Below are 23,171 nucleotides of genomic sequence, written 5' to 3'. Positions count from 1 at the left end.
GGCAATATTTTCATATTAGTAAAAGCAAAAAACCCAGCAAAGGCTGGGTTTTCGTGGAGACAAAAGCAAGTTTATTACTTGATTTTGGCCTCTTTGAACATAACGTGCTTACGTACAACAGGATCAAATTTTTTGATCTCCATTTTACCAGGCATGTTACGTTTGTTCTTATCAGTGGTGTAGAAGAAACCTGTACCTGCTGAAGAAACTAATTTAATTTTATCACGCATTGTAGGCTTCCTTAGATTTTCTCACCACGGGCACGGATGTCAGTTAGTACTGAATCGATACCATTTTTATCGATGATACGCATACCTTTAGCAGATAAACGTAGCTTAACGAAACGGTTTTCGCTCTCAACCCAAAAACGGTGAGAGTGAAGGTTTGGTAAAAAACGACGACGAGTCGCGTTTCTTGCGTGCGAACGGTTATTACCAACCGTAGGGCGCTTACCTGTTACTTGACATACTCTTGACATTGATTTGTCTCCAGAACAACGATAACTGTCGCGTCAATCGATTCCACCTATCAAAAGGTCACTGGATCAAATGACGTATTACTATAAATTAGAGGGCGCATTTTATACAGCAAACAGATCCCAATTTCAATAAGAAAAGGGAAAAAGCTCAATTTTTGTCACATTTTTAGTCAAAAATGACGATTATCTTTAAAAAGAGCTAAAAAATTACACTTAAGTGTAAAGTCATCGCGCTTTAAACTCTGTTACTGTTTTACGAACGCGCGCTATACTGCGTTAAACGCAGATTATACGCAATAAAAATAATAATAATTGACGGTGCGCCTGTTTAATAACTTTGCCGCCGCGATGTTGGAGCGTTTCAAATGCTAGGTAAAGTCCTCTTTGATGTGCAACACCTTTACTACATTCCGCAATATATACCTGTCGCTCGTATGCTGTTAAAAGCGGGTATTTTATGCGAGTTCGTCCTACACCAAGAACTTGGGTTAGATGCTCTGAAACAAGAAGTCATAGAAAAAGAAGGCTTTCGGTTTCAGTTTATTTCAGATAAAACTGAAACGCTTTCTCTTTACACCAAAAGCAACGCTGACTGGATTGTATTCGGAAATCGCCCTTATTTTAATGCGGAACAAAAAAAGCATATTAATGCCCGTCTTGCACTTATGCTGCACGGCATTGGGCCTAAAGCTTGTTATTACGATGTGTCTGAATTTCCCTTCGATGTCAGATTTGTTGAAGGGGAAAGCCGCCTTCAACGGTTACAAAAAATGTATCCCGATAGACATTTTATAAACTCAGGCTATGCGAAACTCGACCCAATATTTAATGCAACTGAACAATTACTCGATTTGTCAGCATTGGGGCTAGATTCAAATAAGCCGACCGTGTTGTATGCACCCACCTTTTTCCCATCAAGTATCGAGTGCTTTCCCCCAAACTGGCCTGAAACATTGAGCAATGTAAATATTATTGTTAAACCTCATTTTTTTAGCCTGACAAAACCTAAATATAAGTCTCAAAAACAAAGAGTTGAAGCCTGGGAAAGTTATGAAAATGTGTATCTGGCAAATGCAAAAGACTTTGATCTACTGCCGTTCATGCAGGTCGCTGATATTATGCTTTCTGATGCATCATCCGCCATTTTTGAATTTGCTTCTATCGATCGTCCTATCGTATGGTGCGACTTTTTTCATACACGCTGGAATTATTCAGGTCTCTTCAATTTCAGATTAAAGAAACGACTCGATCCTGATATCGCATTATTTAACGAGATTTCCCATCGAGCTAACAATGCTTTTCAAGCGAATATGTTAATAGAAGAGTGTTTAAAACAACCGATGGAATTAAGCGCAAATCGTAAAAAAATCACGCAAGAAATGGTAGGCATTACTGATGGTCAATGCAGCAACCGCATTGCCGAATATCTTACAACACAATAATCAGGTGGTATTTTGAGACGCGTTATAACCTTCGGAACATTTGATGTACTGCACATAGGTCACATAAGAATACTTAAACGTGCTCGCGCAGAAGGTGATGCTCTCATAGTGGGCCTTTCTTCAGATGAACTCAATTTGAGCAAAAAAGGGCGAAATCCTATTTACCCCTACCACAGCAGAGAGGAATTACTTGCATCCCTGCGCTTTGTCGACAAAATTTTCACAGAAGAATCTCTAGAAAAGAAACGCGACTATATCATTCAACACCAAGCGGACGTGCTGGTCATGGGAGATGACTGGCACGGTAAGTTTGATGAGTTTAAGGATATATGCGATGTGGTTTATCTACCCCGAACTCCCTCCATTTCAACCACTGAAATTATTGAAATAATAAAGGATAGTAACGAGTAAGCACGGAATTGCTGTTATTCCGTGCTTACCAAACCCGCTAGTCGTAAAACGGTGAGCGTACTGCCGTAGAATCGATAAGACGCACGGGACGTCTTAACACCTGGCCACCATCACGAGAGATCGGCACCCATGGGAATGTTCCTCGACCTTTCGAAGGTTGCAGCAAGAATAAGTCTGAAGGAATTGAGATATAGAAACCTTTGGTAAAGCTACCTTCCCCATATTCTTCAGATGAGACATCGGTGAAAGCCGCATAAGCCCCCACAACAATCCCACTATCGAAACGTTTTGCGAAATCGATATTCACGCCTTTGTCTTTTGCTAAAAATTGCCCAGCACTAACGGTTAATTGCGTACCTTTCAGCATTTCAGGTTGCCAATACACGCTGGCATGGCCGGTGATAGCGTCATAATCTAAGGTTGAATATTGGTTGTAGGGGTCCCGCTGCTGCACATAGTTTATGTCAACCCCATATGCCAATCGGCTATCAACAGGACGATATAAAATCTCACCACCGACACCTGCAAACATAGTTTCTAGATAACCCGCGTATACCTGCCCAAATACGTTCTCACTAATATTGTCTTTATAGTGAATGAAGGCGGTATCCATGCCCACTTTATTCTCAGACACATACTCTCGTACCCGCGTTCTTACTCGCGGTAATGCAGTTTCTTCGTTATCAACCAAAAAGTTAAATTTATCAAAGTTATCTAATAAGGTTACCCGCGCACTGCCCATAACAGATAGCTTATTATTAAACGCATATCCTGCATTCAAAATTAGACCTGTTTGATATAAATAGAAGTCTTCAGGATTACCGAATGATTGCGTCCAGAAGAAGTTAGCGTTATAGAACAGCCCATGGGTGTTCGTAGGCTCATAAGCATCCATCATCTCTTTGGAAGGTGTAGTACGTGCGTATGACGTGGTGATGTCCGCATCTATCGACTCATAGCGTGCTGCCGCAATAAACGGTTCAGCATCAATTGTGGTATCAACCATGGGCTGACCACCGCTATTTTCAACAATGTGATATTTCGTCACTGAATCTGGAAGTTCTGAGGCAACAATGCGCCCTATCCGCTCAATCGCTTCATCTTGGTCGCGGTAAGCGAACTGGGTACCATAAAATACAGCTTTATCTTCTTCAATACTGGCATCAGAGAGGGCAAATCCGGCTGAGCGATACAAGGTATTGTACAATCTAGATTTATCAACGTTGTCGATAGTGTCAGGTACTTGCCTAGCCATTAAAGTTTTGGGTGGTTTATCGTACTTAGCTTGGCTTAAGGTGTTCATGTTGAAGCGATACGTTACGCCAAAACCAAACGTGTTTCCGCGCTGATAATTCATACTGAAATCAAATTCTTTCCAGCGATATACCGCGCCCACATTCCAACGAGAATCTTGCTCTAATTCCCCAGCCCTATCCAACGAATAATCGTTACCTTCAAACTCAAGTTTAAGGGTTAATGGCTCCCAAGGTGTTTGATATTCGATACCACCAAAAAAGGCCGTCGTTCCCTTGAAAAATTGGTCGTAATCAACTTTTCCACCGCGCCCAGAAAACCCCGCGGGTCGATCACAGTAACTGTCTCTAAACTCACAAAGCGGGTTAGTAATATCGTCTGCCGTGCCTAAGTAGCCCCAACCTAAGCCTAAGTGAACATCAAAAGGTCCAAATGATTTACTGGCGTTAATATACTCGCTTTCGAAGAAGCCTGTACCACCAAAATCGCGAAAACCAACGGAAATATCTGGCGTATAATAGCCTTCTTTCCACAACCTAAATTTTACATCTAAGCCTTTATCTTTAAGGGTTTGGTCACCACTAAACGACTCAACATCGCTATAAAACTGCGTTCGCACGTCAGTATAGCGAGCCGTAGCTTCCATCCAATCGAATAATTGTAGGTTGACTGACCAAAAGCGATATTCACCATTGTCGGTATAATTTATTGCAAATCCCCCTTCTTCACGCATACGCGCTGTAGGGGTTTGGATAAGCCCGTTCCCACCTTGTACCATTTGCGAAGGGGTAACCCGGAACTCGGTATCAACGGTATCTGTATCAGCCAAGACGGGACAGGCTGATGCACTAATGATGAGTGCTAACGATGTTTTCTTATAAGGAAAAGCGCTCATTGAGGAAGGATCCTATGTACTGCTAAATTTGCGATGCGGGTATTGAGTGCATCCAAGGTTGAACTGAATATCTGTCCCGTGATGGGTACATAAATTTGGCTTCCTGGCATTAATTGTGAGTAATCTATATTCCAGTAAGCAATACCACGTTTCTCTATCTCGCCCATTGGGGTAATCACGAAAACATGGCTTTTATCAGCGTCTGTGGCTTTAGTGACTGACTTTGCAGTAGAAAAAATAGAAAGATCATTACCGTGTCTGTAAGCACCAGGTTTAATAACTAACCCAGAAAAGTGTATAACTGATGGACGAGGACTAATGCGAAGCAAATATCGTCCAGGTTGAAACATAGGATTTTCTTCAGCATTCAAACGTGCACGGTTATAGGATATTGGCGTGATAATACGCGTAGATACTGTCCATGAAGAGACTTGCTGATACAGGTTTTCTAATGCGCGGTATGTATCGCTGTTCGCATTGTAATCTTTCAATACCATACGAATTTCTGATAAAACAGCGTCTTTTTCGCGCTCAGCATAAGCATCATTTAAGTTATATATGCCTGATGTTGGCCAATACCAATCACCAGATTCAGCCACAATTGACAATACACTGTTAAGCCTAATGGGCTGCGCGAACTCGTAAGATTGCTTATTAATTATGATAGTCACTTGGGCAGATACAGACGCGGAAAATAGCAAAAGCCAAAAGCTCATTAGTAAGGTAATAAAAACTCTCATTTTATTTACTGCTCCTTACTTTTCATTAAACGCACTACTCGACTTAAATACACCATGTCGTAGACATCACCTTGTGGGCTTAACTTTTGCGTAGAGGCTAAAAGCTGTTTCGATTTTGCGTCAAGATAGTAAGTATTTTCCCATTCCAAATGGGTGTCGATATAAGGCGTGGTTTCTGGAAAAATAACACTTTCCGTTATTTTAGTGACCGTAAAAAGGGTATCTAGATAGGTTTGGCTTTCCTCACCGTGCACTCGCCATGTAGAGCTAACAGGTAACCCGTAACCTACATTTTCTAAGTCGAGTTTTCTTTGCCACGAGTAGGCTAAAACATCGTTGCTGGCCAAGGGGTTATGCTTTAAATTTCCCGTATAGTATAACTCATTATCTAGCCCTTCAGTGCGAACAATCACGCCATGATGCATGGTGAAGATAACCTTATCGCCTGATACCCAACGGTATTTATCACCATCAATATAGGCAAGGGCAAGTGAAGCAGCATCACGTCCACCCGCTTTAATTTGTAATAAATCGGCTTTGCTTGCCGCTATTTCATCTACGGTGTAGGAAACGGTGCGATCCTCAAGGGCAAGACTAACAGTTTTAATATAGGCATTAATGGTAGTGGAGCACCCTGAAACAAGAAGAGATAACAGGCTGATAGTAGTCAGTAAAAGGGATTTTTTCATTGAAAATTTCGACAACTGTTATTTAGTAATAAGAACACTTTCTTGGTATAAATAAAAAAGCCGCTAATGAAAGCGGCTTTTTCGAAACTATTTATTATTACTGTACGGTCGGTGCGTAAGTAAATGTCACTGGAACCGTGATAGTAGAGGTTGCAGTTGCAGTACCTGTAACTGTAACTGTGTTAGTAGTACCAACACAAACGCCATCTACTAATGGATCATCGCCTTCACAAGTAGCTGTACCTTCATCATCAACAGCTGTTGATGAATTGTTAGAAACCACACCAGCAACAACGCCAGCAACAACAGCAGCAGTCGCTACAACTGGAGCAGTTACAGCGCCAAGTCCTGTAGTTCCAGCTCCGCCTTCGGCATCTTGAGCGCTAACACCAGCAGACATAGCAGCTGCTGCGAACAATGCAATAATTGACTTTTTCATATTAGTCCTTTCAGAAAATTTACCCATTAGATTGATATGCTAAATCATTTTCAACGATTTGACTAGATTATATTCGATGAATGACTAACAAAATCTATATTAACAGGCCTCGCTGGGCAAATGAAACCGTTTCCGTGTCTCCGACCACAAAATGATCTAAAACAGAAACATCGATCATTCCCATCGCATTTTGGATCTCCCCGGTCAGCCTAATATCTGCCTGACTCGGTTCAGCAACGCCTGAGGGGTGATTGTGAACTAAGATCACGGCCGCTGCATTATCTTTGATCACTTGCTTTAAAAGTTCTCGAGGATACACCGCCGCACTATTAATTGTTCCGGTAAACATGGTTCTACAAGCAATAAGTTGGTGCTGACTGTCTAACATTAACAGCAGGAATTTTTCTTGCTGACAGTCTCGTAGTTTTGCTTGCAAGTAACGCTTCGTATCATCCACATTATTAAATACGTCTTGTCGAGCAAGTGGAATTTCTAAGTTTCGTCTAAATATCTCAAAGGCAGCTTGAAATTGTGCAAATTTACAAGCGCCGAGGCCATTTACATCGGTAAATTCGGCTTCGTTTGCCACGACTAAACCTCGTAGCGATCCCACTTTTTCTAACAGATCTCTGGCCAAACCTACTGCGGTTTTCCCTGCCACACCTGCACCTAGCATAACGGCAATCAACTCAGCGTCACTTAAGTATTCTGCGCCATAATAAAGTAGTTTTTCCCTTGGCCGTTCTTTAATAGGCCACACTTTTATCGACATTATCAATTTCTCACACACCAAATGAATATAGGGTTTATAGCGCAGTAGTCTATTTACAATCGACTGATCATTGGGCGAGTTCTTGTTGAAATGACATACTATTTTGTTGTTCGAGTCGGTGAATGTACTTTTGTTCAGCTACCGCAAAAATCGCCATCATGATAGTCTTGGGTTACGTAAAAAATGATGTTTCAAATATGTCTTTAGCCAATAAAAATGTTCTGCTTGGTGTTAGTGGTGGGATTGCCGCCTATAAAACCCCTGATTTAGTGCGTAAGCTTACCGCGCTAGGCGCGAATGTACGCGTGGTATTAACGGGGTCAGCGGCTGAATTTGTAAGCCCGCTTTCGTTACAGGCGGTATCTGGTAACCCGGTACACCAACATTTGCTAGACCCAGCTGCAGAAGCGGCAATGGGTCACATTGAGTTGGCTAAATGGGCTGATGCGTTACTTATCGCCCCCGCTACAGCCAATATTATGGCTAAGCTGGCTCATGGATTGGCTGACGATTTGCTCACCACTTTATATTTAGCCACAGAAGCGAAAACTTTTATTGCCCCTGCAATGAATCAGCAAATGTGGAAGGCCACGGCAACGCAAGTGAACTTAGGCATCTTAACGCAGCATGGTGCGTTATTTATAGGTCCAGCTGATGGAGAGCAAGCTTGTGGTGATGTAGGCTCTGGCCGCATGGTGGAGCCAGTAGAAATAGCTTCTACCATCAACCGAAACCTAAGCGCACCAAACGATAAGATCTTGTCAGGTAAGCACGTCCTAATTACAGCAGGCCCAACCCGAGAACCACTGGATCCGGTCCGCTACATCTCCAATCATAGTTCGGGAAAAATGGGTTTTGCTATTGCTGACATGGCCATTAAAGCAGGCGCCGACGTCACCCTTATCGCAGGGCCAGTAAACTTGCCTACCCCTGATGGATGTAAGCGTATTGATGTCACTACCGCTGATGAAATGTTAGTGGCATGTGAGCAAGCGGTTTCTCATTCCGATATTTTTATAGCTACGGCTGCGGTAGCAGATTATAAAGCGGTGCAGGTTGCCGAAAATAAAATTAAGAAAGCAGGTGATGAGTTAACACTTACTTTTATTAAAAACCCTGATATTCTAGCAACGATTGCAACGCGAACTGATAAACCTTTTTGTGTTGGTTTTGCTGCCGAAAGCCAAGATGTGGAGTTGTACGCCCGTGGAAAGCTGAAAAACAAAAAGCTTGATATGATTGCGGCAAACGACATAACTGCCGACGGACTTGGCTTCAATAGCGATAATAATGCGTTACATGTAATTTGGGACGATGGCGATAAACACCTACCTGCCACCACAAAACCTAAGTTAGCTGAAGCATTGTTACTACTTATTGCGAATCGATTTAACAGTAAGAATATTGTTCAATAGCCAAGCTTAGAACATCATTTAAAAATAAAAAATAACGATATACGCTAATACAAGTATTCAGCGTGTCGATAATAACAAGAACTCATCATAACGATTTGGCCTGAGCCAACTTAACATGGAACGGACTTCTTAAGTCCGGTTGCGGAGGAATTACTCTCATCATGCCTGCTGTCAAAAAAACAAATCGCAGAGCCCAAATTCTGCAAGCCCTAGCGGGAATGTTGGAAACAAACCCTGGTCAACGTATCACTACAGCAAAATTAGCTGAAAAAGTGGGCGTTTCAGAAGCGGCGCTATATCGCCACTTTCCAAGTAAAGCCAGAATGTTCGAAGGACTCATTGAGTTCATCGAAGAAACCTTGTTTACCCGCATTAATAAAATAGTTAACGAAGAGAAAGACTCGCTGACTCGTTGTCAGCTAATTCTTCACCTCATTTTAGGCTTTGCCGAAAAGAACCCCGGCATTACCCGTATATTAAACGGTGATGCATTAATGGGAGAGCAAGACCGACTTCGCGCTCGTATCGCAAAACTCTTTGAACGTCTTGAAACCCAGCTTAAACAAGTACTCCGTGAACGAAAGTTGCGTGAAGGGAAAACCCTATCAGCCGATGAAGCGATAATTGCTAACATGCTTATTTGTTACACCGACGGCCGCATTAACTTGTTTATTCGAAGTGGTTTCACCCGTAAACCAACTGAACAGTTCAATGAGCAATGGGCAGCTTTTAAGCAGATGTTTGTATAAGGCAGATCTCAGATTAGAAAAAGGCGCTTTAATACAGCGCCTTTTTGATTTGTGTGGGGTTAAATAATTTCAGCAAATTAGATTTTATTTATTTTCGTCTTTAATAGTTAATTAAGAAAATAACCTTCTCTCTAATAGCTTGAAGTTAACTTTCCAATTTGTTCTTAGCTTATGCTTAAAAGCGCCAGCGCTGTTTAACTGAAGATCTTCAGCATTAGATTTGAAATTTTCTAATGCTTGCGGGTGCAAATTAAATGAATCAATAGCACTCTTTGCTACGTTACCGTAACCTTTATATTCATTTGCTTTGTTTTCAATGTGAATAACTGACATCCACAACCTTTTACCACGTAAAGGAGTAACTTCTTTTACACTGCGCCAATAGCCATGCCTTTCCTGAGTCCATATTGTTTTAAAGTTTTCACTCTTTTCAATCAAACTCATAAATGGGTTGTGAACATGTGAATGCAGACCAAATCTTACCCGTGGCGAAACCTGTAGCGTATATCCGTCAACGAAATCGATAACTCTAAACTCTTGCTTAGAGAATTGATTGTGTACTTCTTTTACAAAATCTTGATGAAGACTGTCGTCGTTATCTAGCCTCGTTGTAATTAAATAAGGCGTTGTGAGACGATTTTTTATTTCTCTGGTAATAGACGGTAAAAAATCGTCCATTCCATCTGCATAAATAGGTATGAATTTGGAAAAATTTGAAGAGAGCTCACTAATTTTTTCACGAAAGAGTTGTGGTGTCGTTTTATCGAAAAACACTAACCATTCAAAATCCTTTTTAGTTTGCGCTTTTATCGAAGAATAGCAATACTGTTCAAACAGCTCTAATCTATTCTCCATCCACTTATCGGTTAAAACTTTAGATTGAGATTTTGTCTCATCCCAACCTTTTTTCCTAAGATTAAAGCGCGTCAATATAAAGTGCTGAAACATAATGATGCCATTAAATATTTAGAAGATACTTTTTTACTAATTGATAACTCAAACGTAAAAATTCCATGTAATCCCTGATTTAGAGTAAAAAAAAGCTTACTAGTTCTGTATTAGTAAAAAATAAGTTTAAATATTCTCTAATATCATCTTCCAAGTGCAACATCGCTCATTTGCGTACAATCATCATGGTGGTATAAGGCTAGAATGTTTTCTCTAGCGAATATCAACAACGACTCTATCTCGTTACATCGATACAGGTTATGTTTAACCTCAATGGGCTTTCAAATCGCATAACGTAGTTCGCACGTTACCTACAAAAAAGCAGCATAGATATGCTGCTTTTTTATTTAAGATAAAGCTACGTTATTTACTAAACGTATTCCCGAAGAAATCACCCTTATTCCATTTCGGTTTCTCTTCTTGATTAGCTAGGGTCCAACCAATTTGCGCATTTACTTTGGTAAAGGCTTCAGCAGCATTCCAATTAAATGGCTGGTTAATATCGTCGCTAGGTTTGTGATAATTCGTTGATAAGAAGTGACCAAACACTTTACTACCATCTACTTCTGGATCTTTTGATGTTAAGCCAGGCACTAAAAATACCGCTGGTACGCCTTGTTTCACAAATGCGTAGTGATCTGAGCGAGTAAATAGCGCTTGGTCTGGCCAAGGATCTGGGCTTAATGAAATATCAGCATTACTTGCAGCGGTTTCAACCGACGCTTTCAAATCACTGTGGTTTGCACCAAACGCAATTACGTCGGCAAACTCATAGGTTAAAATGGGCATATCAAGGTTAACGTTTGCCACCATTGACGTCACCGGCACGGTAGGATTGCGAGCAAAGTAATCTGCCCCTAATAATCCTTTTTCCTCACCTGTTACCGATACAAACAATATCGAACGTTTAGGTTTTACGTCCATTTCGCTAAATAAGCGTGCAGTTTCTAGCATTACCGATGTGCCAGAGGCATTATCCATAGCGCCGTTGTTGATATTGTCTTTTTTAACTGTTTTCGCGAAACCAATGTGGTCAGAGTGCGCGGAAAAGACGACATATTCATCTTTAAGGGCGGGATCTGAACCTTCAAGCACGCCAACAACATTCGGGCTAGTCACTACTTCGTGAGTGCTCTTTTTACTTAAGCTTACTGTGCCAGGTAATGCAAAGCCTGTTGGTACTTTATCTGCCTCAAGATCGGCATAAATATCATCAAGTTCTCGTTCTGCACCTTCAAACAAGGTTTTTGCCGCAGCTTCACTTAAATAAGCACCGCCTTTAATTTGTGGGAAGGTATTGGCGGGCTGACCTTCGTCGTTTAGCCAAGCCATGCGCGGTGTATGAATATAGCTTAAGCGACTTTGATAAGGCCGTACTTTTTCGTTTTTAGGCGTGGTGATGGTGATCATACCAATTGCACCATGCTCAGCGGCGTATTTTTGCTTTTGATACCCTGAGGCAAAATGCGCACCTTCTTCCGAAGGAAAATCACTTGGTTTACCGGCTAGGGAAACCACAATTTTGCCTTCCACATCGATATTTTCGTAATCGTTGTGAGACAACTCGTCAGCCACTATGCCATAGCCAACAAACACAAGTTCGCCAGAAACATTAGCATCTACACTAAGTAAACTAGGACCCGCTAAATATTCTTTGGGGTAAGCAAAGTCAATTTTTTCGCCATTACGGTTAAGCGTAAATTCGGGGGACTCTTGCAATAGATTGGCTTTACGGAAGCTCACCTGCTGCATGTAACCTTCGGTGCCTGCTGGCTTTAAACCGTATTTTGCGAATTCTGTCGCAATATATAACGCGGCAATTTCATGCCCTCGAGAACCCGTATCACGACCTTCAAGTAAGTCATCGGCTAAGAAAAATAAGTGTGACTTTATACGCTGAGTATCAGGGTTAAAGCTATTTTCTGTCGTTTCATGGTTATGCGCAGTGGCAGCCAATGCCATCGCCGTCATCGCACTTCCAAGTAATAGTTTTTTTATCATTGTATTTCCACTATTTTTAAGGTCTTTACATAGTACCTTACCCTAACGATTCCGTAACGTTTAAGCCTAACGATTTTCGACCATTGCCCGTATTCATAGACCATTGTAATATTCACGCTCTTCAAAGCATCATGAAATTAACGACAACTTATGACAAAAACAGACCCTTTGTATCGCGTGCAGTTCGTCAGTAATGGGGAGCGCTACGATGTGTACGTCAAATCACTTTCTCAAAGTGGCTTATTTGGATTTGTAGAAATAGGTGAATTTGTGTGGGATACCCATACCGGCATAGTGGTAGATCCCAGCCATGAAAAGCTCAAATCAGAGTTCTCAGACGTTACCAGTACTTACATTCCTATGCATAACATCCTTAGAATTGATGCGGTCAGTAAAAAAGGTACGGCCAAAATTACTAAATTAGATAATAAGTCTGATAAAGTGATGCCTTTCCCTAGCCCAATTTATACACCTAACAAAGAGTAACCCGCCGAGATAATCCGGCTTAAGGTTACCGGAGGCTCTAATGTATCGTTATTTGTTACTTTTTACGCTGGCTATGAATAGCTTTTCTTCTATGGCGAATGCCAATGAGGATAAACCTTTTTATGCTCTGTTAGACGAAATTTGGCAGTATGAGCTAAGTGTTTCTCCGCTTCTCGCGTCGAGACAAGGTGATAGTTCGCAAAATAACAAGCTACCCGATATTTCACCAGAAGGGTTGGCAACGCAAGATCAACAATGGCAAGCGTATCGTAAAGCGTTAAAGGCGTATTCTAAGGAAAACCTATCTGATGATGCGTTTATTTCCTTACTTATGCAGCAATATCGGCTAGAGAACTATATTAGCCAATATCACTTCCGCGCTTATCTTATCCCCATAAACTCCGAATACGGTTTTCATGGTGCCATGGCATCATTGCCAAATTTATCCACGTTTAAAACTGTGGAGGATTACCAAGCATATATATCTCGTTTGCATGCACTTAAACCCTACTTTGAACAGCAAATTGTCTATATGCGTCAAGGCCTAGAAGAAGGTTATACTCAACCTAAGGTTGTTTTAGAAGGCTTTGAAAACGCTGTAGCCGCCTATATTGTGGATGATGCAACTAAGAGCGGCTTCTACAAGCCATTTCTCCAGTTTTCCAAACACATTGATACTTCACAACAAGCAGCGTTGAAGCAACAAGGCCAAAAAGCTATCGCCACCAGCGTAATGCCAGCTTACCAAGCATTTTATGACTTTATGGTTGATGAGTATATTCCTGGCGCCCGAGCCGCCATTGCTGCTAACGAGTGGCCTGATGGCAAAGCTTATTACGCTAATCGAGCTAAGCATTACACTACAACAGATATAAGCCCCGAAGACATTCACACCCTTGGCTTAAAAGAAGTGAAGCGCATTCGCGCTGAAATGCAAAGCGTAGTAGATAGCCTTAATTTCGATGGCAGTATTGATGCATTCATTACCTTTTTGCGTGAAGACCCACAATTTTATGCCACCAGCGCTGAAGAGCTGCTTAAAGAAGCCTCTTTTATTGCAAAAAAAATGGATGCAAAATTACCTTCGCTATTTGAATACTTGCCTCGCACACCTTATGGTGTAGCGCCGGTTCCCGATAGTATCGCCCCTAAGTACACCACGGGTCGTTATATTCATCCAAGTCGTGACGATCAGCCTGGTTACTATTGGGTAAATACTTATGCACTAGATAAGCGCCCGCTTTATGCCCTTCCAGCACTTACATTGCACGAAGCTGTGCCTGGCCATCATTTACAAATATCTTTAGCTGCGGAATTAGAAAATTTACCCATGGTTCGTCGTAACACTTATATTTCGGCCTTTGGTGAAGGTTGGGGTTTGTATTCTGAATTCTTAGGAATTGAAGCGGGAATCTATGAAGACCCCTATGATAATTTCGGCCGCTTAAGCTATGAAATGTGGCGCGCGTGTCGTCTTGTAGTAGATACCGGCATGCACACCATGGGATGGAGCCGAGATAGAGCCATTGATTTTATGATGTCCAATACGGCTTTGTCAGAGCACAATGTGAATACTGAGATTGACCGATATATATCATGGCCTGCTCAAGCCCTATCCTATAAAATTGGTGAAATTAAGATAAAGGCGCTGCGTGAAAGAGCTGAGGTTGCACTAGGCCAGCATTTCAACGTACGTAAATTTCACCGAGCAGTATTGGAAAATGGCTCTGTACCTTTATTCATATTAGAGCAAAAAATTAATCAATTCATAGAAGAACAAAAGGCGGCAATGTAATGATATTTGCATTTGGGATCATAGGGCTGCTTGTCCTGTTTTTGATTTATCTAGCGCTTCGTGTGCAAACACTACAACGAGAACTTACGCTTACACGCTCATCAGCAAAACAAAATGGCAATAAAGTTAATCATGCCTATAGAAACTTAGTGCTAGTGACAGATGCGTTAGAAAAAGCGTATGCAGCTCGCATTGAAAGTGCTTACAAAAGTCGCTTGATAAGTCAGCAACAACATACTGCTCTTATGCCGCTTATGCATAACTTCTCAAGTATCGTAATGGCTTGCTGTGAAAAAGGCGCTACGCTAGAAGAAGCATTAGACTCTGCATTAAGCAGCACCGATGTATCGCAAAGCGATGTACGAGACGTGATTAAAGAAATGCCTGGCCCCATTCGTATGGCATGGTCTAAAAATAGCGCTGATGGCTTTATCGCGGCCTGCCAATTAATTACTAGTTCGGTTGGCGGTAACACTAAAAAAAGCCCTGCCAGTAGCGATTCCAGCACAGCATAAAAATTTGAGTAACTTTTTCAGATAGTTAGATGTCTTCTCAGATTTAACTATTCGCCTCATCTTGAAAAGACAAGCCTCTACACTATAATACTGTACATACATACAGTATTATAGTGTTATGAATATTCCTACATCACCCATTAATGAAACTCGTTCTAAAGCGGCGCTTTTTGATAAGCACCCTCATATATGGCGAGCCCGAGAGAAGCCTGTAAGCGAAAACAAATTTTTGCTGGGTGCTCGTGTTTTAGATGAAGCCCTGCACGGTGGTATCGCTACTTCCGGAGTAGTAAGAATTGCGTCATTAACCGGTATTGGGGAAATCACACTTTTTAAACAGGTTTTGACTACGCATCGGGCGCACAAACTGCGTGTATTTATAAAACCTCCAGCTCAGCTCCAAGCGCCTTGGTTAAGCAACTTAGGCGTAGACCTAGAACAAGTCATCGTTGTGCTTCCAAAAACAGACCAAGAAGCCTTGTGGGCAGCAGAGCAATGCTTAAAAAGTGCTGCTTGTCACTGTGTATTGCTTTGGAATAATACCATGGAAGCAAAAGCAGCTCGGCGTTTGCAAGTGGCTGCATCGCATAACGATACACTTTGCTTACTGTTTACCTCCCCTCATCACCAAGGGGCTTCTTTTCCTATTACTCTCGATTTAACTCTGCATATTCGTGATGCGAAATTGGTTGTTAACATCATTAAACAACGTCATGGATGGCCCGTTTCCGATATAGTCATCCCTCATTCATGGACCCCTAACAACCACGCTATTCAAGCAGCCATGCAAAATAATAAGAAAACCGAGCCAGCATTACACTCGGTGATTTAATCATGCTATGGGCTTATTTTTACTGTTATCAGTTAACCCTTGATGCCTATAAAAAAGATGATGGCTTTACCGACTGTGAAACTCCCGCTGTGGTTTATCACGAACAAGGCAATCAAGTAGTACAAGCTAATTCGCAGGCTATTAAAGAAGGTGTTGAATGCGGCCAAGGGCTTGCACAAGCCGCTGCGCTCTGCCCTCACGTACACATTCTAGCGTTTAATCGTGAAGCCGAGAAAGAGACGCTTCTATTTCTTGCACATCGGATATACCCACTCGCATCAGATATTGTAATTGACTCTCACAACGCCATTGCTATTCGATTAGACAATTTACTGCAGTATTACGGTGGCCTTGACGCTTTATGGCATGTACTTATAAACGAACTACATTCTGCGGGTATTCATTTTTACTTCTCGACAGCATGGGGGGTGGAGGCAGCTCGTCTTCTCGCTCACAATAAAACAAACAGTTATACCGATAATAAAGAAAGCATAACATTGCTATTGTCACGGTGTAAGCTAGAGCAAACCTCGCTTGATTCAAAAACCATTGCCACACTTGCCAAGGTAGGAGTTAGGCAGGTAGGTCAACTACTTAAGCTTCCTATTCATGAACTTGGACAGCGCTTCTCAAACGATACGATTCGCTATTTAACCGCCCTGCGGGGGGAAACCTTTCCCAAATACGTTTTATTCAGGCCTTCGATAAGTTTTCAGCAAACGAAAACGCTATCGTTTGAAGTGGAAAACACTCAACACTTATTGCCGAGTATTAAAACCCTGCTAGTTACGTTAGAGCACTACTTACGCGCACGAAATTTACTCACCTCATCTATTTTTTTTCAGGTGCACTTTAGAGAAGAAGAGCCCTTATCAATAGAGGTTAATGGGGCTATGCCTTTTGCAACACAAAAGGACTGGTTGGCGCTGGTTGAACTTAAAGTTGAGACTCTTCTGCTGCCAGAACCCGCCGTTGCTATATCCCTAACCTGCCAGCAATTCGAGCCCATTAAAAATGATGGAAACGATTTATTTTCCCATCGATTTACCACCGTGGCACAAAAGCAACTTATTGGAAAATTAAAAGCCAAATTAGGCGATGACAGTACGCTTCATCCTAAGGCGGGAAACAGCCATGCGTTTGAAGGCATGACAGTAAATCAAGTAGAGGAAACTACACCTGCTTATACCGCTGATATGGCTCCTGCGTTCTTGTTTCTACAGCCTATGCCCTTAAACCTAGCGACACGTATTTGCTTTGGCCCTATACGACTTCAGACACAGTGGTGGAGTGGTACTGCCAGCAAAAAAGATTATTTTATAGCCGAAACTAGTCACGGTGTGCGCTTGTTAGTCTTTAAAGATGCTAAAGCCTGTTGGTGGACACAAGGCGTATACAGCTAATGTATAGCGAGCTTTTTTGTCAAAGCCACTACAGCTTTTTAACAGGAGCATCTTCTCCTGCACAGTTAGTGACTACCGCCTCTTTTCTTGGATACGAAGCGTTAGCGATTACCGATGAATGTTCTGTAGCGGGCGTGGTGCGAGCTTATGCTGAAATAGAACAGCAAAAACTCCCTATTAAGCTCATTATCGGCAGCTATTTTCGCTTCGATGATGCATTGTCTTTTGTATTACTCTGCCCCAATAAAGCGGCATATACCGAACTTTGCCGCATAGTTACTAATGCCAGAAGGCGCAGCCAAAAAGGTGAGTATCAACTTGCAGAATGGGATTTGCGGACGATACGTCACTGCACGCTTATTTGGATACCCAGTACGCAGGAAGAAAAAGATAATTACTGGGCGACTTGGCTAACCAGCCTACCCAATATCAAAACATACATAGGTGCTCAACGTTTACTTGATGGTTATGACCATCGCCGATTTGCGACTTACACACAACTACAGGAAAAATTTGAGTTTCCTATTCTTGCTTGTACTGGCGTGCTTATGCACCATACGGATAACCTTCCACTTCAACATGTTCTTCATGCCACCCAAGCGCATACGCAAGTAAGTAAATTGGGGCGAGCAGCACTAAGCAATGCTGAGCGTAGCTTGCGTACCGTTTCAAAATTAAAAAAGCTTTTCCCTGAAAAGTGGATTTTCAATGCTATTGATGTCGCGAGAGACTGCCTTTTTTCGTTAGCAGAACTACGCTATCAATATCCTTCTGAACTTATACCCAAAGGTGCATCGCCCACTTCATATTTAAGAGAGCGCGTAGAAGCAGGGATAAAGGTGCGTTTCCCAGATGGCCTGACCGATGCGCTTAGGGCGCTTATTGAAAAAGAGCTCTCACTTATTCGTGAACAAGAGTACGAGTACTTTTTTCTTACCATTTACGATATTGTTCAATTCGCCAAAGCGCGCAAAATCCTCTATCAAGGTAGAGGGTCGGCAGCTAACTCTATTGTGTGTTATTGCTTAGAAATTACCGCCGTTGATCCACGCCAAATCAATGTGCTTTTTGAACGCTTTATCTCTAAAGAACGAAACGAACCACCTGACATCGACGTAGATTTCGAGCACCAACGTCGTGAAGAAGTTATCCAATATATCTATGAAAAATATGGCAGGGAAAGAACCGCCATTGCTTCTACAGTTATCAGTTATCGCTTCAAATCAGCGTTTAAAGATGCAGGTAAAGCCTTGGGCTTCAGTGAGTCGCAATTAAGCTTTGTGATGAAGCAAATTAATCGCCGAGACAGTGTCATTCCTTGGCAGTCTCAGCTTGCGAATTTAGGCCTCGACCCGGCAAATGAAAGGGTAAAACATTTAATTAGTATCACCGAGCAACTTCTCGGTACTCCTCGACATCTTTCTCAGCACGTTGGTGGTTTCGTTATTAGTTCAGGACCACTGTATGAGTTGGTACCTGTTGAGAACGCAGCGATGCCAGAGCGTACAATTATCCAATGGGACAAAGATGATATTGAGACCCTAGGGCTACTTAAAGTTGATGTATTGGCTTTAGGTATGCTCAGCGCCATTCGCCGTACCTTTGACTTACTTAATATGCAATTTCCTATCGGTGTAGATATTCCTTTCATTACCAAATTAGGCGATGACAAGCAGGTTTACGATATGATTTGCCAAGCAGATACCGTCGGCGTTTTTCAAATTGAATCCCGTGCACAGATGTCGATGCTTCCTCGTTTAAAGCCTCGCCGTTATTACGACTTGGTGGTGCAAATAGCTATTGTTAGGCCAGGGCCTATACAGGGGGATATGGTTCACCCTTATCTTCTAAGACGGCATGGGAAAGAAGCCATAACCTACCCTTCAGAAGAAGTAAAAGAAGTGCTATCGCGCACCATGGGCGTTCCAATTTTTCAGGAACAAGTGATAAAACTCGCCATGGTAGCGGCTGGTTTTAGTGGCGGTGAAGCAGATCAATTACGTCGTGCAATGGCTAGCTGGAAAAAAGACGGTCGAATTTTTGAGTTTAAAGAAAAGCTAATAAAAGGCATGGTATCGAGAGGCTACGAAGCCTCTTTTTCAAATAATCTATTCGAACAAATTAAAGGCTTTGCTGGCTATGGTTTTCCAGAGTCCCACTCAGCATCGTTCGCCGTGTTAGCTTACGTATCATGCTGGTTAAAATATTATTTCCCTGTTGAGTTTTATGTCGCCTTATTAAACAGCTGGCCAATGGGTTTCTATACGCCATCTCAGCTGGTACTAGATGCAAAGCGCCATCATGTTGCGGTTCATGCGCCTTGTGTGAATGCATCAAACTACGAACACTTAATTGTTGAATACAAAGGCGAGAAACAGATACAACTTGGGCTAACGCTTGTAAAAGGCTTAAGTGAAAAGAGTGCTAACCTCATTGTGAGCCACAAGCCGGCTACAGGTTATAAAAATATAGAGGCCGTGCGAACGCTCGCAATACGTTCTGATGAATTAGAGGCTCTTGCTAGTGCTGATGCATTTAGAGCTATTGCAGGTAATCGCTATCAAACTCGCTGGCGGTTAATGGATAAACAAGCCGATTTACCGCTTTTTGAAAATACTAATAACGCGGACACTTTTAAAACTGCTCCAAGCGTAGCTGAAACCTTAATTGAAGATTATGCTTCTATTGGACTTTCGGTTAACGACCACCCTGTGGCACTTTTACATAGAGAACGAAAGTTAAGTTTTATTACCCCAGCTAAATCTTTGCTGCAAAAAAACCATAAATCAATTGTAAAAGTACTCGGATGCGTAACTGGTCGACAAGCGCCAAGCAGTGCCGCTGGGGTTACATTTCTAACATTAGAAGACCATACCGGAAATATTAACGTCATAGTATGGCAGGCCACCTCTCGCGCCCAGCATAAGACCTTTTTAAAGGCTAAACTTATGCAAGTTGATGGTATTATTGAACGCTCTAAAGAAGGAGTTATTCATATTATTGCGGGAAAGTTAATAGACCGAACACCATGGCTTGAGGATATCAGTATGCCATCCAGAGACTTTCATTAAGTCCAATTGCGTACATACGCGTTTTGCAGTCTTAGGTATTTTAGTATCAAAATTAGTAGGAGTATGGCATGAAACACGGGGTGTTTTGCCTTTTACTGATATGGATTAGTACAGCGGTAACTGCTGAAAAATTTATTGTAGGCTCACAAAACATTGAGTATTACCCACATTACGATTTTGCTTCACCTATTGATAAGGGAGTAGGCTGGGCAATACTCGAAGCCTTTTCAGAAGCATCTGGTCACGAATTTTCGTACCTAACAATGCCTATTCGTCGTCTTCAAATGGAAATGCTTAAAGGTCATGTGGATTTTGTATATCCCGATAACCCTGGCTGGTATAACGAGGTCACTAAAACCAAAGAAAAATATTTCTCGGTTGCACTTACCCGTGCCGTTACCGGTACTTTTGTAAAACCGAAAAATGTAAATAAAGGTATCAATTCCATTAAGAGAATTGCTATGCCTCTTGGCTTTACACCAGTGAATTGGCAAACGAGGTTAGATCAAAACCTCATTAGGATAGTTTCCATATCTGATACTTTTGCAGGCTTGTCGTTACTACAGCTAGAGCGTGTAGACGCCATAGACTTCGAATACCACGTGGGTAATTACTATTCTAGTCAATCGCCGCAAATCGGCCCTTTCGTATTAGATATTACTCTACCCCATAACGAGATCCCTTTTATGCTTTCTGCTTTAAGACACCAGGACGTCATTGAGGAGCTAAACAGTTTTATAAATAATAACCCAACGCTTATTGATTCGATTAGGGCACGCTATGGCATGACTTCATTAGAAGCACTGACACAACAAATACAAACTGAATTTAGTATAGAAGATAAAGACATTTGGCAGCCTCAATAGCCGTTTATACGCTACTATTAACTTTTGTGTTTAGTAATAGTATTCATTCAAAAAGGTAATATCAGTGGGCTACATAAAACGGACTTTCTACTGCCTTCTCTTTTTTTTCGGCGGTAACTTAGCGCAAGCAGAACAGTATATTATTGGTGCTCAAAATATTGAGTACTTTCCTCACTATGATTTCACATCTAAAGTTGATAAAGGTGTGGGATGGGCAATCTTACAAGCATTTTCCGATGCGTCAGGACATGAGTTCGTATATTTAGACATGCCGGTTCGAAGGTTACAAATTGAATTAAATAAAGGGAATGTAGATTTCATTTACCCTGATAACCCACGCTGGAATAGCGGAGATACTACCGCTGCCGAAAAAACCTTTTCGAAACCTATTGCTCATACATTATCTGGAACACTTGTTAGATCAGCAGATCTTGGAAAGGGGATAAATTTTGTTAAGAAATTAGGGATTCCGCAAGGGTTTACGCCAGTTAAATGGCAAAGCAGAATAGATGACAAACTTGTATCTTTAGTTCCCATTGAAGAAACTTATAACGCACTTTCACTACTTCAACATGAAGAAGTGGATGCTGTAGATCTTGAATATCACGTTGGAAAGTATTTTACGCAAAGTTACCCCCAACTAGGCCCGTTCTCCATTGATGTTACCCTTCCCTTTATTGATGTCCCTTTTCTACTATCTACTTTACGTCACCCCGAAATTATAAAAGAGCTAAACCTATTCTTAGTGAATAACCCTAACTTAGTATCTGACATTTATGAAAAGTACGATATTAGTTTACCTAAAGCGCTTATAGAGAGGTTTCGAATAGAGCAAGGCATTGGAAAAGACGATTTATGGAAGCCTCTGTAATAATTACTTATTCCAAGGATAATAGAAAAATAGCTAAAAAGGTATAATCACTCTAAATTACCTCAAAGCCATGAAAGTTATCACTTTTTATTTCTGGTAATGATTTTGCTTTTCTCCTTATATATTAAAGGAGAAAACATGCTTAAAAACATTTTCAAAGTAACTACTTTTGCATTTTTATTACTACCCTGCATGCTTCAGGCTAAACAAACAGTCAGTGTCGACTTAATGAAAGGTTTTGACGACATAGACGGTATTCGGTTGGCTTATAGACCACTAGAACATAATTTCAGTTCTCAATGGTTCGGAGATATCAAATTATATTGGGAACTAAGCGCCTACCATTGGGAGTATGGCGAAGATAATAACCACAGTACTAGTTACGCACTATCAATCACGCCAATTTTTATGAAACAAATCAGTACGGTATATAATTACCCGTTATATGTCGAAGCAGGCATAGGCGCTAGTTTCATAAATGATGAGAAAGTAGCCGGTAAGGACATTGGTTCAAATTATCAATTTGAAGATAGAGTAGGTTTATTGCTCGAACTCGATAATAGCCAGCAAGTAGCACTTCGCTATATGCATTTTTCAAACGGCGGGTTTAACAGTGACAACCCTGGTTTGGACTTCATCAACCTTTCATACGCTTACCGCTTTTAATTACACGCTCTTATAATTCTTTGTGCACTGACATAGCACTCAAATTAACTCGGTAGTGATCTGTAGGCGTATTTAAATCGAGCTTAGATATCATGGGAAGCAATTGAAAGATAACCTGCATCTGTAGCTATCTACCGTCTATTATATAATTCTTCAGATATCGATTCACAGTTCTTGCCGCTAATACGTTTCACTTCTGAGTTCGGTTACTTATACAGTATCGGGGTGCAGAATCATGATTCTTTTTTGGAATGAGCACGCGAGGAGGCTCTTCAGTACGCTCAGTTTTTTCTACGGCGTACCTGCTAATTTCACTTTCAATCACGCATAAAAAAGGGCTATCCGTTAGGATAGCCCTTTCTTCGAATGGGACCTGGCAGTGTGCTACTCTCACATGGGGAAACCCCACACTACCATCGCCGCTAATACGTTT

At 41.5% G+C, this 23,171-nt stretch carries 23 protein-coding genes; 13 read left to right on the top strand and 10 right to left on the bottom strand.

The window, feature by feature from the left end:
- Positions 1-74: 74 nt before the first annotated feature.
- Together rpmG and rpmB are read right to left on the bottom strand one after the other, a co-directional pair.
- A complete protein-coding gene (gene rpmG / locus JKP82_RS19810) occupies positions 75-230 on the bottom strand; it encodes a 50S ribosomal protein L33 (protein WP_013786148.1) in 156 nt (51 codons plus the stop codon).
- An 11-nt stretch (positions 231-241) separates the two neighbouring features.
- Complete coding sequence (gene rpmB, locus JKP82_RS19805) at positions 242-478, bottom strand: 50S ribosomal protein L28 (protein WP_013786149.1); 237 nt, start codon at positions 476-478, stop codon at positions 242-244.
- A gap of 365 nt (positions 479-843) precedes the next feature.
- Between rpmB and JKP82_RS19800 the strand changes: the two genes are divergently transcribed.
- Entirely contained in the window at positions 844-1,920 is a 1,077-nt protein-coding gene (locus JKP82_RS19800) for a CDP-glycerol glycerophosphotransferase family protein (RefSeq protein ID WP_159527899.1), read from the top strand.
- Between the two features lie 12 nt (positions 1,921-1,932).
- Positions 1,933-2,331, top strand: coding sequence for an FAD synthase family protein (locus JKP82_RS19795; protein ID WP_159527898.1), 399 nt, complete (start codon positions 1,933-1,935; stop codon positions 2,329-2,331).
- Positions 2,332-2,368: 37 nt separating this feature from the next.
- Here the strand turns inward: JKP82_RS19795 and JKP82_RS19790 are convergent, their stop codons facing one another.
- The 5 genes from JKP82_RS19790 to radC all read right to left on the bottom strand — a co-directional run bounded on the left by JKP82_RS19790 (position 2,369) and on the right by radC (position 7,120).
- Positions 2,369-4,480 (bottom strand): YjbH domain-containing protein, encoded by a 2,112-nt coding sequence (locus JKP82_RS19790; protein WP_159527897.1) that lies wholly within the window; start codon positions 4,478-4,480, stop codon positions 2,369-2,371.
- On the bottom strand, positions 4,477-5,220 hold the full coding sequence (locus JKP82_RS19785) for a capsule biosynthesis GfcC family protein (RefSeq protein ID WP_159527896.1): 744 nt from the start codon (positions 5,218-5,220) through the stop codon (positions 4,477-4,479). Before JKP82_RS19785 ends, JKP82_RS19790 begins: the two co-directional genes overlap by 4 nt.
- Before the next feature lie 5 nt (positions 5,221-5,225).
- Positions 5,226-5,909 (bottom strand): YjbF family lipoprotein, encoded by a 684-nt coding sequence (locus JKP82_RS19780; protein ID WP_218398431.1) that lies wholly within the window; start codon positions 5,907-5,909, stop codon positions 5,226-5,228.
- Positions 5,910-6,006: 97 nt separating this feature from the next.
- The gene (locus JKP82_RS19775) at positions 6,007-6,348 is read right to left on the bottom strand and encodes a hypothetical protein (protein ID WP_159527894.1); all 342 of its coding nucleotides are present in this window, start codon (positions 6,346-6,348) and stop codon (positions 6,007-6,009) included.
- 94 nt (positions 6,349-6,442) lie between these two features.
- Entirely contained in the window at positions 6,443-7,120 is a 678-nt protein-coding gene (gene radC, locus JKP82_RS19770; protein ID WP_159527893.1) for a RadC family protein, read from the bottom strand.
- Positions 7,121-7,317: 197 nt separating this feature from the next.
- On the opposite strand from radC, the gene coaBC reads away from it, so the two are divergent.
- Positions 7,318-8,535: a bifunctional phosphopantothenoylcysteine decarboxylase/phosphopantothenate--cysteine ligase CoaBC gene (gene coaBC, locus JKP82_RS19765; protein WP_218398441.1), complete on the top strand. Its 1,218-nt coding sequence runs from the start codon at positions 7,318-7,320 to the stop codon at positions 8,533-8,535.
- A 161-nt stretch (positions 8,536-8,696) separates the two neighbouring features.
- Positions 8,697-9,284: a nucleoid occlusion factor SlmA gene (gene slmA / locus JKP82_RS19760; RefSeq protein WP_013786158.1), complete on the top strand. Its 588-nt coding sequence runs from the start codon at positions 8,697-8,699 to the stop codon at positions 9,282-9,284.
- 111 nt (positions 9,285-9,395) lie between these two features.
- Here the strand turns inward: slmA and JKP82_RS19755 are convergent, their stop codons facing one another.
- Positions 9,396-10,232, bottom strand: coding sequence for a glycosyltransferase (locus tag JKP82_RS19755; protein WP_218398430.1), 837 nt, complete (start codon positions 10,230-10,232; stop codon positions 9,396-9,398).
- A gap of 363 nt (positions 10,233-10,595) precedes the next feature.
- On the bottom strand, positions 10,596-12,233 hold the full coding sequence (locus JKP82_RS19750; protein WP_218398428.1) for a M28 family metallopeptidase: 1,638 nt from the start codon (positions 12,231-12,233) through the stop codon (positions 10,596-10,598).
- Positions 12,234-12,383: 150 nt separating this feature from the next.
- On the opposite strand from JKP82_RS19750, the gene JKP82_RS19745 reads away from it, so the two are divergent.
- From JKP82_RS19745 to JKP82_RS19705, 9 genes are all read left to right on the top strand, one after another.
- On the top strand, positions 12,384-12,719 hold the full coding sequence (locus JKP82_RS19745) for a DUF1820 family protein (RefSeq protein ID WP_159527890.1): 336 nt from the start codon (positions 12,384-12,386) through the stop codon (positions 12,717-12,719).
- 40 nt (positions 12,720-12,759) lie between these two features.
- Entirely contained in the window at positions 12,760-14,514 is a 1,755-nt protein-coding gene (locus JKP82_RS19740; RefSeq protein WP_218398426.1) for a DUF885 domain-containing protein, read from the top strand.
- Positions 14,514-15,029: a hypothetical protein gene (locus JKP82_RS19735; RefSeq protein WP_159527888.1), complete on the top strand. Its 516-nt coding sequence runs from the start codon at positions 14,514-14,516 to the stop codon at positions 15,027-15,029. The genes JKP82_RS19740 and JKP82_RS19735 overlap by 1 nt, the downstream gene beginning before the upstream one ends.
- 118 nt (positions 15,030-15,147) lie before the next feature.
- Positions 15,148-15,861, top strand: coding sequence for a translesion DNA synthesis-associated protein ImuA (imuA, locus tag JKP82_RS19730; RefSeq protein WP_159527887.1), 714 nt, complete (start codon positions 15,148-15,150; stop codon positions 15,859-15,861).
- Positions 15,862-15,863: 2 nt separating this feature from the next.
- Positions 15,864-17,264, top strand: a complete 1,401-nt coding sequence (locus JKP82_RS19725) for a Y-family DNA polymerase (RefSeq protein WP_218398424.1) — start codon at positions 15,864-15,866, stop codon at positions 17,262-17,264.
- Positions 17,264-20,335, top strand: coding sequence for an error-prone DNA polymerase (locus tag JKP82_RS19720; RefSeq protein ID WP_218398422.1), 3,072 nt, complete (start codon positions 17,264-17,266; stop codon positions 20,333-20,335). The genes JKP82_RS19725 and JKP82_RS19720 overlap by 1 nt, the downstream gene beginning before the upstream one ends.
- A gap of 68 nt (positions 20,336-20,403) precedes the next feature.
- Positions 20,404-21,201 (top strand): type 2 periplasmic-binding domain-containing protein, encoded by a 798-nt coding sequence (locus tag JKP82_RS19715; protein WP_159527884.1) that lies wholly within the window; start codon positions 20,404-20,406, stop codon positions 21,199-21,201.
- A gap of 64 nt (positions 21,202-21,265) precedes the next feature.
- A complete protein-coding gene (locus JKP82_RS19710) occupies positions 21,266-22,072 on the top strand; it encodes a transporter substrate-binding domain-containing protein (protein WP_218398420.1) in 807 nt (268 codons plus the stop codon).
- 138 nt (positions 22,073-22,210) lie between these two features.
- On the top strand, positions 22,211-22,738 hold the full coding sequence (locus tag JKP82_RS19705) for an acyloxyacyl hydrolase (protein WP_218398418.1): 528 nt from the start codon (positions 22,211-22,213) through the stop codon (positions 22,736-22,738).
- 190 nt (positions 22,739-22,928) lie between these two features.
- On the opposite strand, the gene JKP82_RS19700 is transcribed toward JKP82_RS19705, so the two are convergent.
- Positions 22,929-23,171 (bottom strand): hypothetical protein (locus tag JKP82_RS19700; RefSeq protein WP_218398416.1); only part of this gene is annotated, 243 nt, incomplete at its 5' end.

The organism is Alteromonas lipotrueae (genome assembly GCF_019249215.1).
Taxonomy (GTDB): Bacteria; Pseudomonadota; Gammaproteobacteria; order Enterobacterales; family Alteromonadaceae; genus Alteromonas; species Alteromonas lipotrueae.
The sequence above is the reverse complement of the archived record's forward strand: the minus strand, read 5'-3'. Positions and strand labels throughout refer to the sequence as shown.

Bases quoted from the DNA above. Each gene is read 5' to 3' on its own strand.
- rpmG (WP_013786148.1), bottom strand. From the start codon at position 230: ATGCGTGATAAAATTAAATTAGTTTCTTCAGCAGGTACAGGTTTCTTC.
- rpmB (WP_013786149.1), bottom strand. From the start codon at position 478: ATGTCAAGAGTATGTCAAGTAACAGGTAAGCGCCCTACGGTTGGTAAT.
- JKP82_RS19800 (WP_159527899.1), top strand. From the start codon at position 844: ATGCTAGGTAAAGTCCTCTTTGATGTGCAACACCTTTACTACATTCCG.
- JKP82_RS19790 (WP_159527897.1), bottom strand. From the start codon at position 4,480: ATGAGCGCTTTTCCTTATAAGAAAACATCGTTAGCACTCATCATTAGT.
- JKP82_RS19785 (WP_159527896.1), bottom strand. From the start codon at position 5,220: ATGAGAGTTTTTATTACCTTACTAATGAGCTTTTGGCTTTTGCTATTT.
- JKP82_RS19780 (WP_218398431.1), bottom strand. From the start codon at position 5,909: ATGAAAAAATCCCTTTTACTGACTACTATCAGCCTGTTATCTCTTCTT.
- JKP82_RS19775 (WP_159527894.1), bottom strand. From the start codon at position 6,348: ATGAAAAAGTCAATTATTGCATTGTTCGCAGCAGCTGCTATGTCTGCT.
- radC (WP_159527893.1), bottom strand. From the start codon at position 7,120: ATGTCGATAAAAGTGTGGCCTATTAAAGAACGGCCAAGGGAAAAACTA.
- coaBC (WP_218398441.1), top strand. From the start codon at position 7,318: ATGTCTTTAGCCAATAAAAATGTTCTGCTTGGTGTTAGTGGTGGGATT.
- slmA (WP_013786158.1), top strand. From the start codon at position 8,697: ATGCCTGCTGTCAAAAAAACAAATCGCAGAGCCCAAATTCTGCAAGCC.
- JKP82_RS19755 (WP_218398430.1), bottom strand. From the start codon at position 10,232: ATGTTTCAGCACTTTATATTGACGCGCTTTAATCTTAGGAAAAAAGGT.
- JKP82_RS19750 (WP_218398428.1), bottom strand. From the start codon at position 12,233: ATGATAAAAAAACTATTACTTGGAAGTGCGATGACGGCGATGGCATTG.
- JKP82_RS19745 (WP_159527890.1), top strand. From the start codon at position 12,384: ATGACAAAAACAGACCCTTTGTATCGCGTGCAGTTCGTCAGTAATGGG.
- JKP82_RS19740 (WP_218398426.1), top strand. From the start codon at position 12,760: ATGTATCGTTATTTGTTACTTTTTACGCTGGCTATGAATAGCTTTTCT.
- JKP82_RS19735 (WP_159527888.1), top strand. From the start codon at position 14,514: ATGATATTTGCATTTGGGATCATAGGGCTGCTTGTCCTGTTTTTGATT.
- imuA (WP_159527887.1), top strand. From the start codon at position 15,148: ATGAATATTCCTACATCACCCATTAATGAAACTCGTTCTAAAGCGGCG.
- JKP82_RS19725 (WP_218398424.1), top strand. From the start codon at position 15,864: ATGCTATGGGCTTATTTTTACTGTTATCAGTTAACCCTTGATGCCTAT.
- JKP82_RS19720 (WP_218398422.1), top strand. From the start codon at position 17,264: ATGTATAGCGAGCTTTTTTGTCAAAGCCACTACAGCTTTTTAACAGGA.
- JKP82_RS19715 (WP_159527884.1), top strand. From the start codon at position 20,404: ATGAAACACGGGGTGTTTTGCCTTTTACTGATATGGATTAGTACAGCG.
- JKP82_RS19705 (WP_218398418.1), top strand. From the start codon at position 22,211: ATGCTTAAAAACATTTTCAAAGTAACTACTTTTGCATTTTTATTACTA.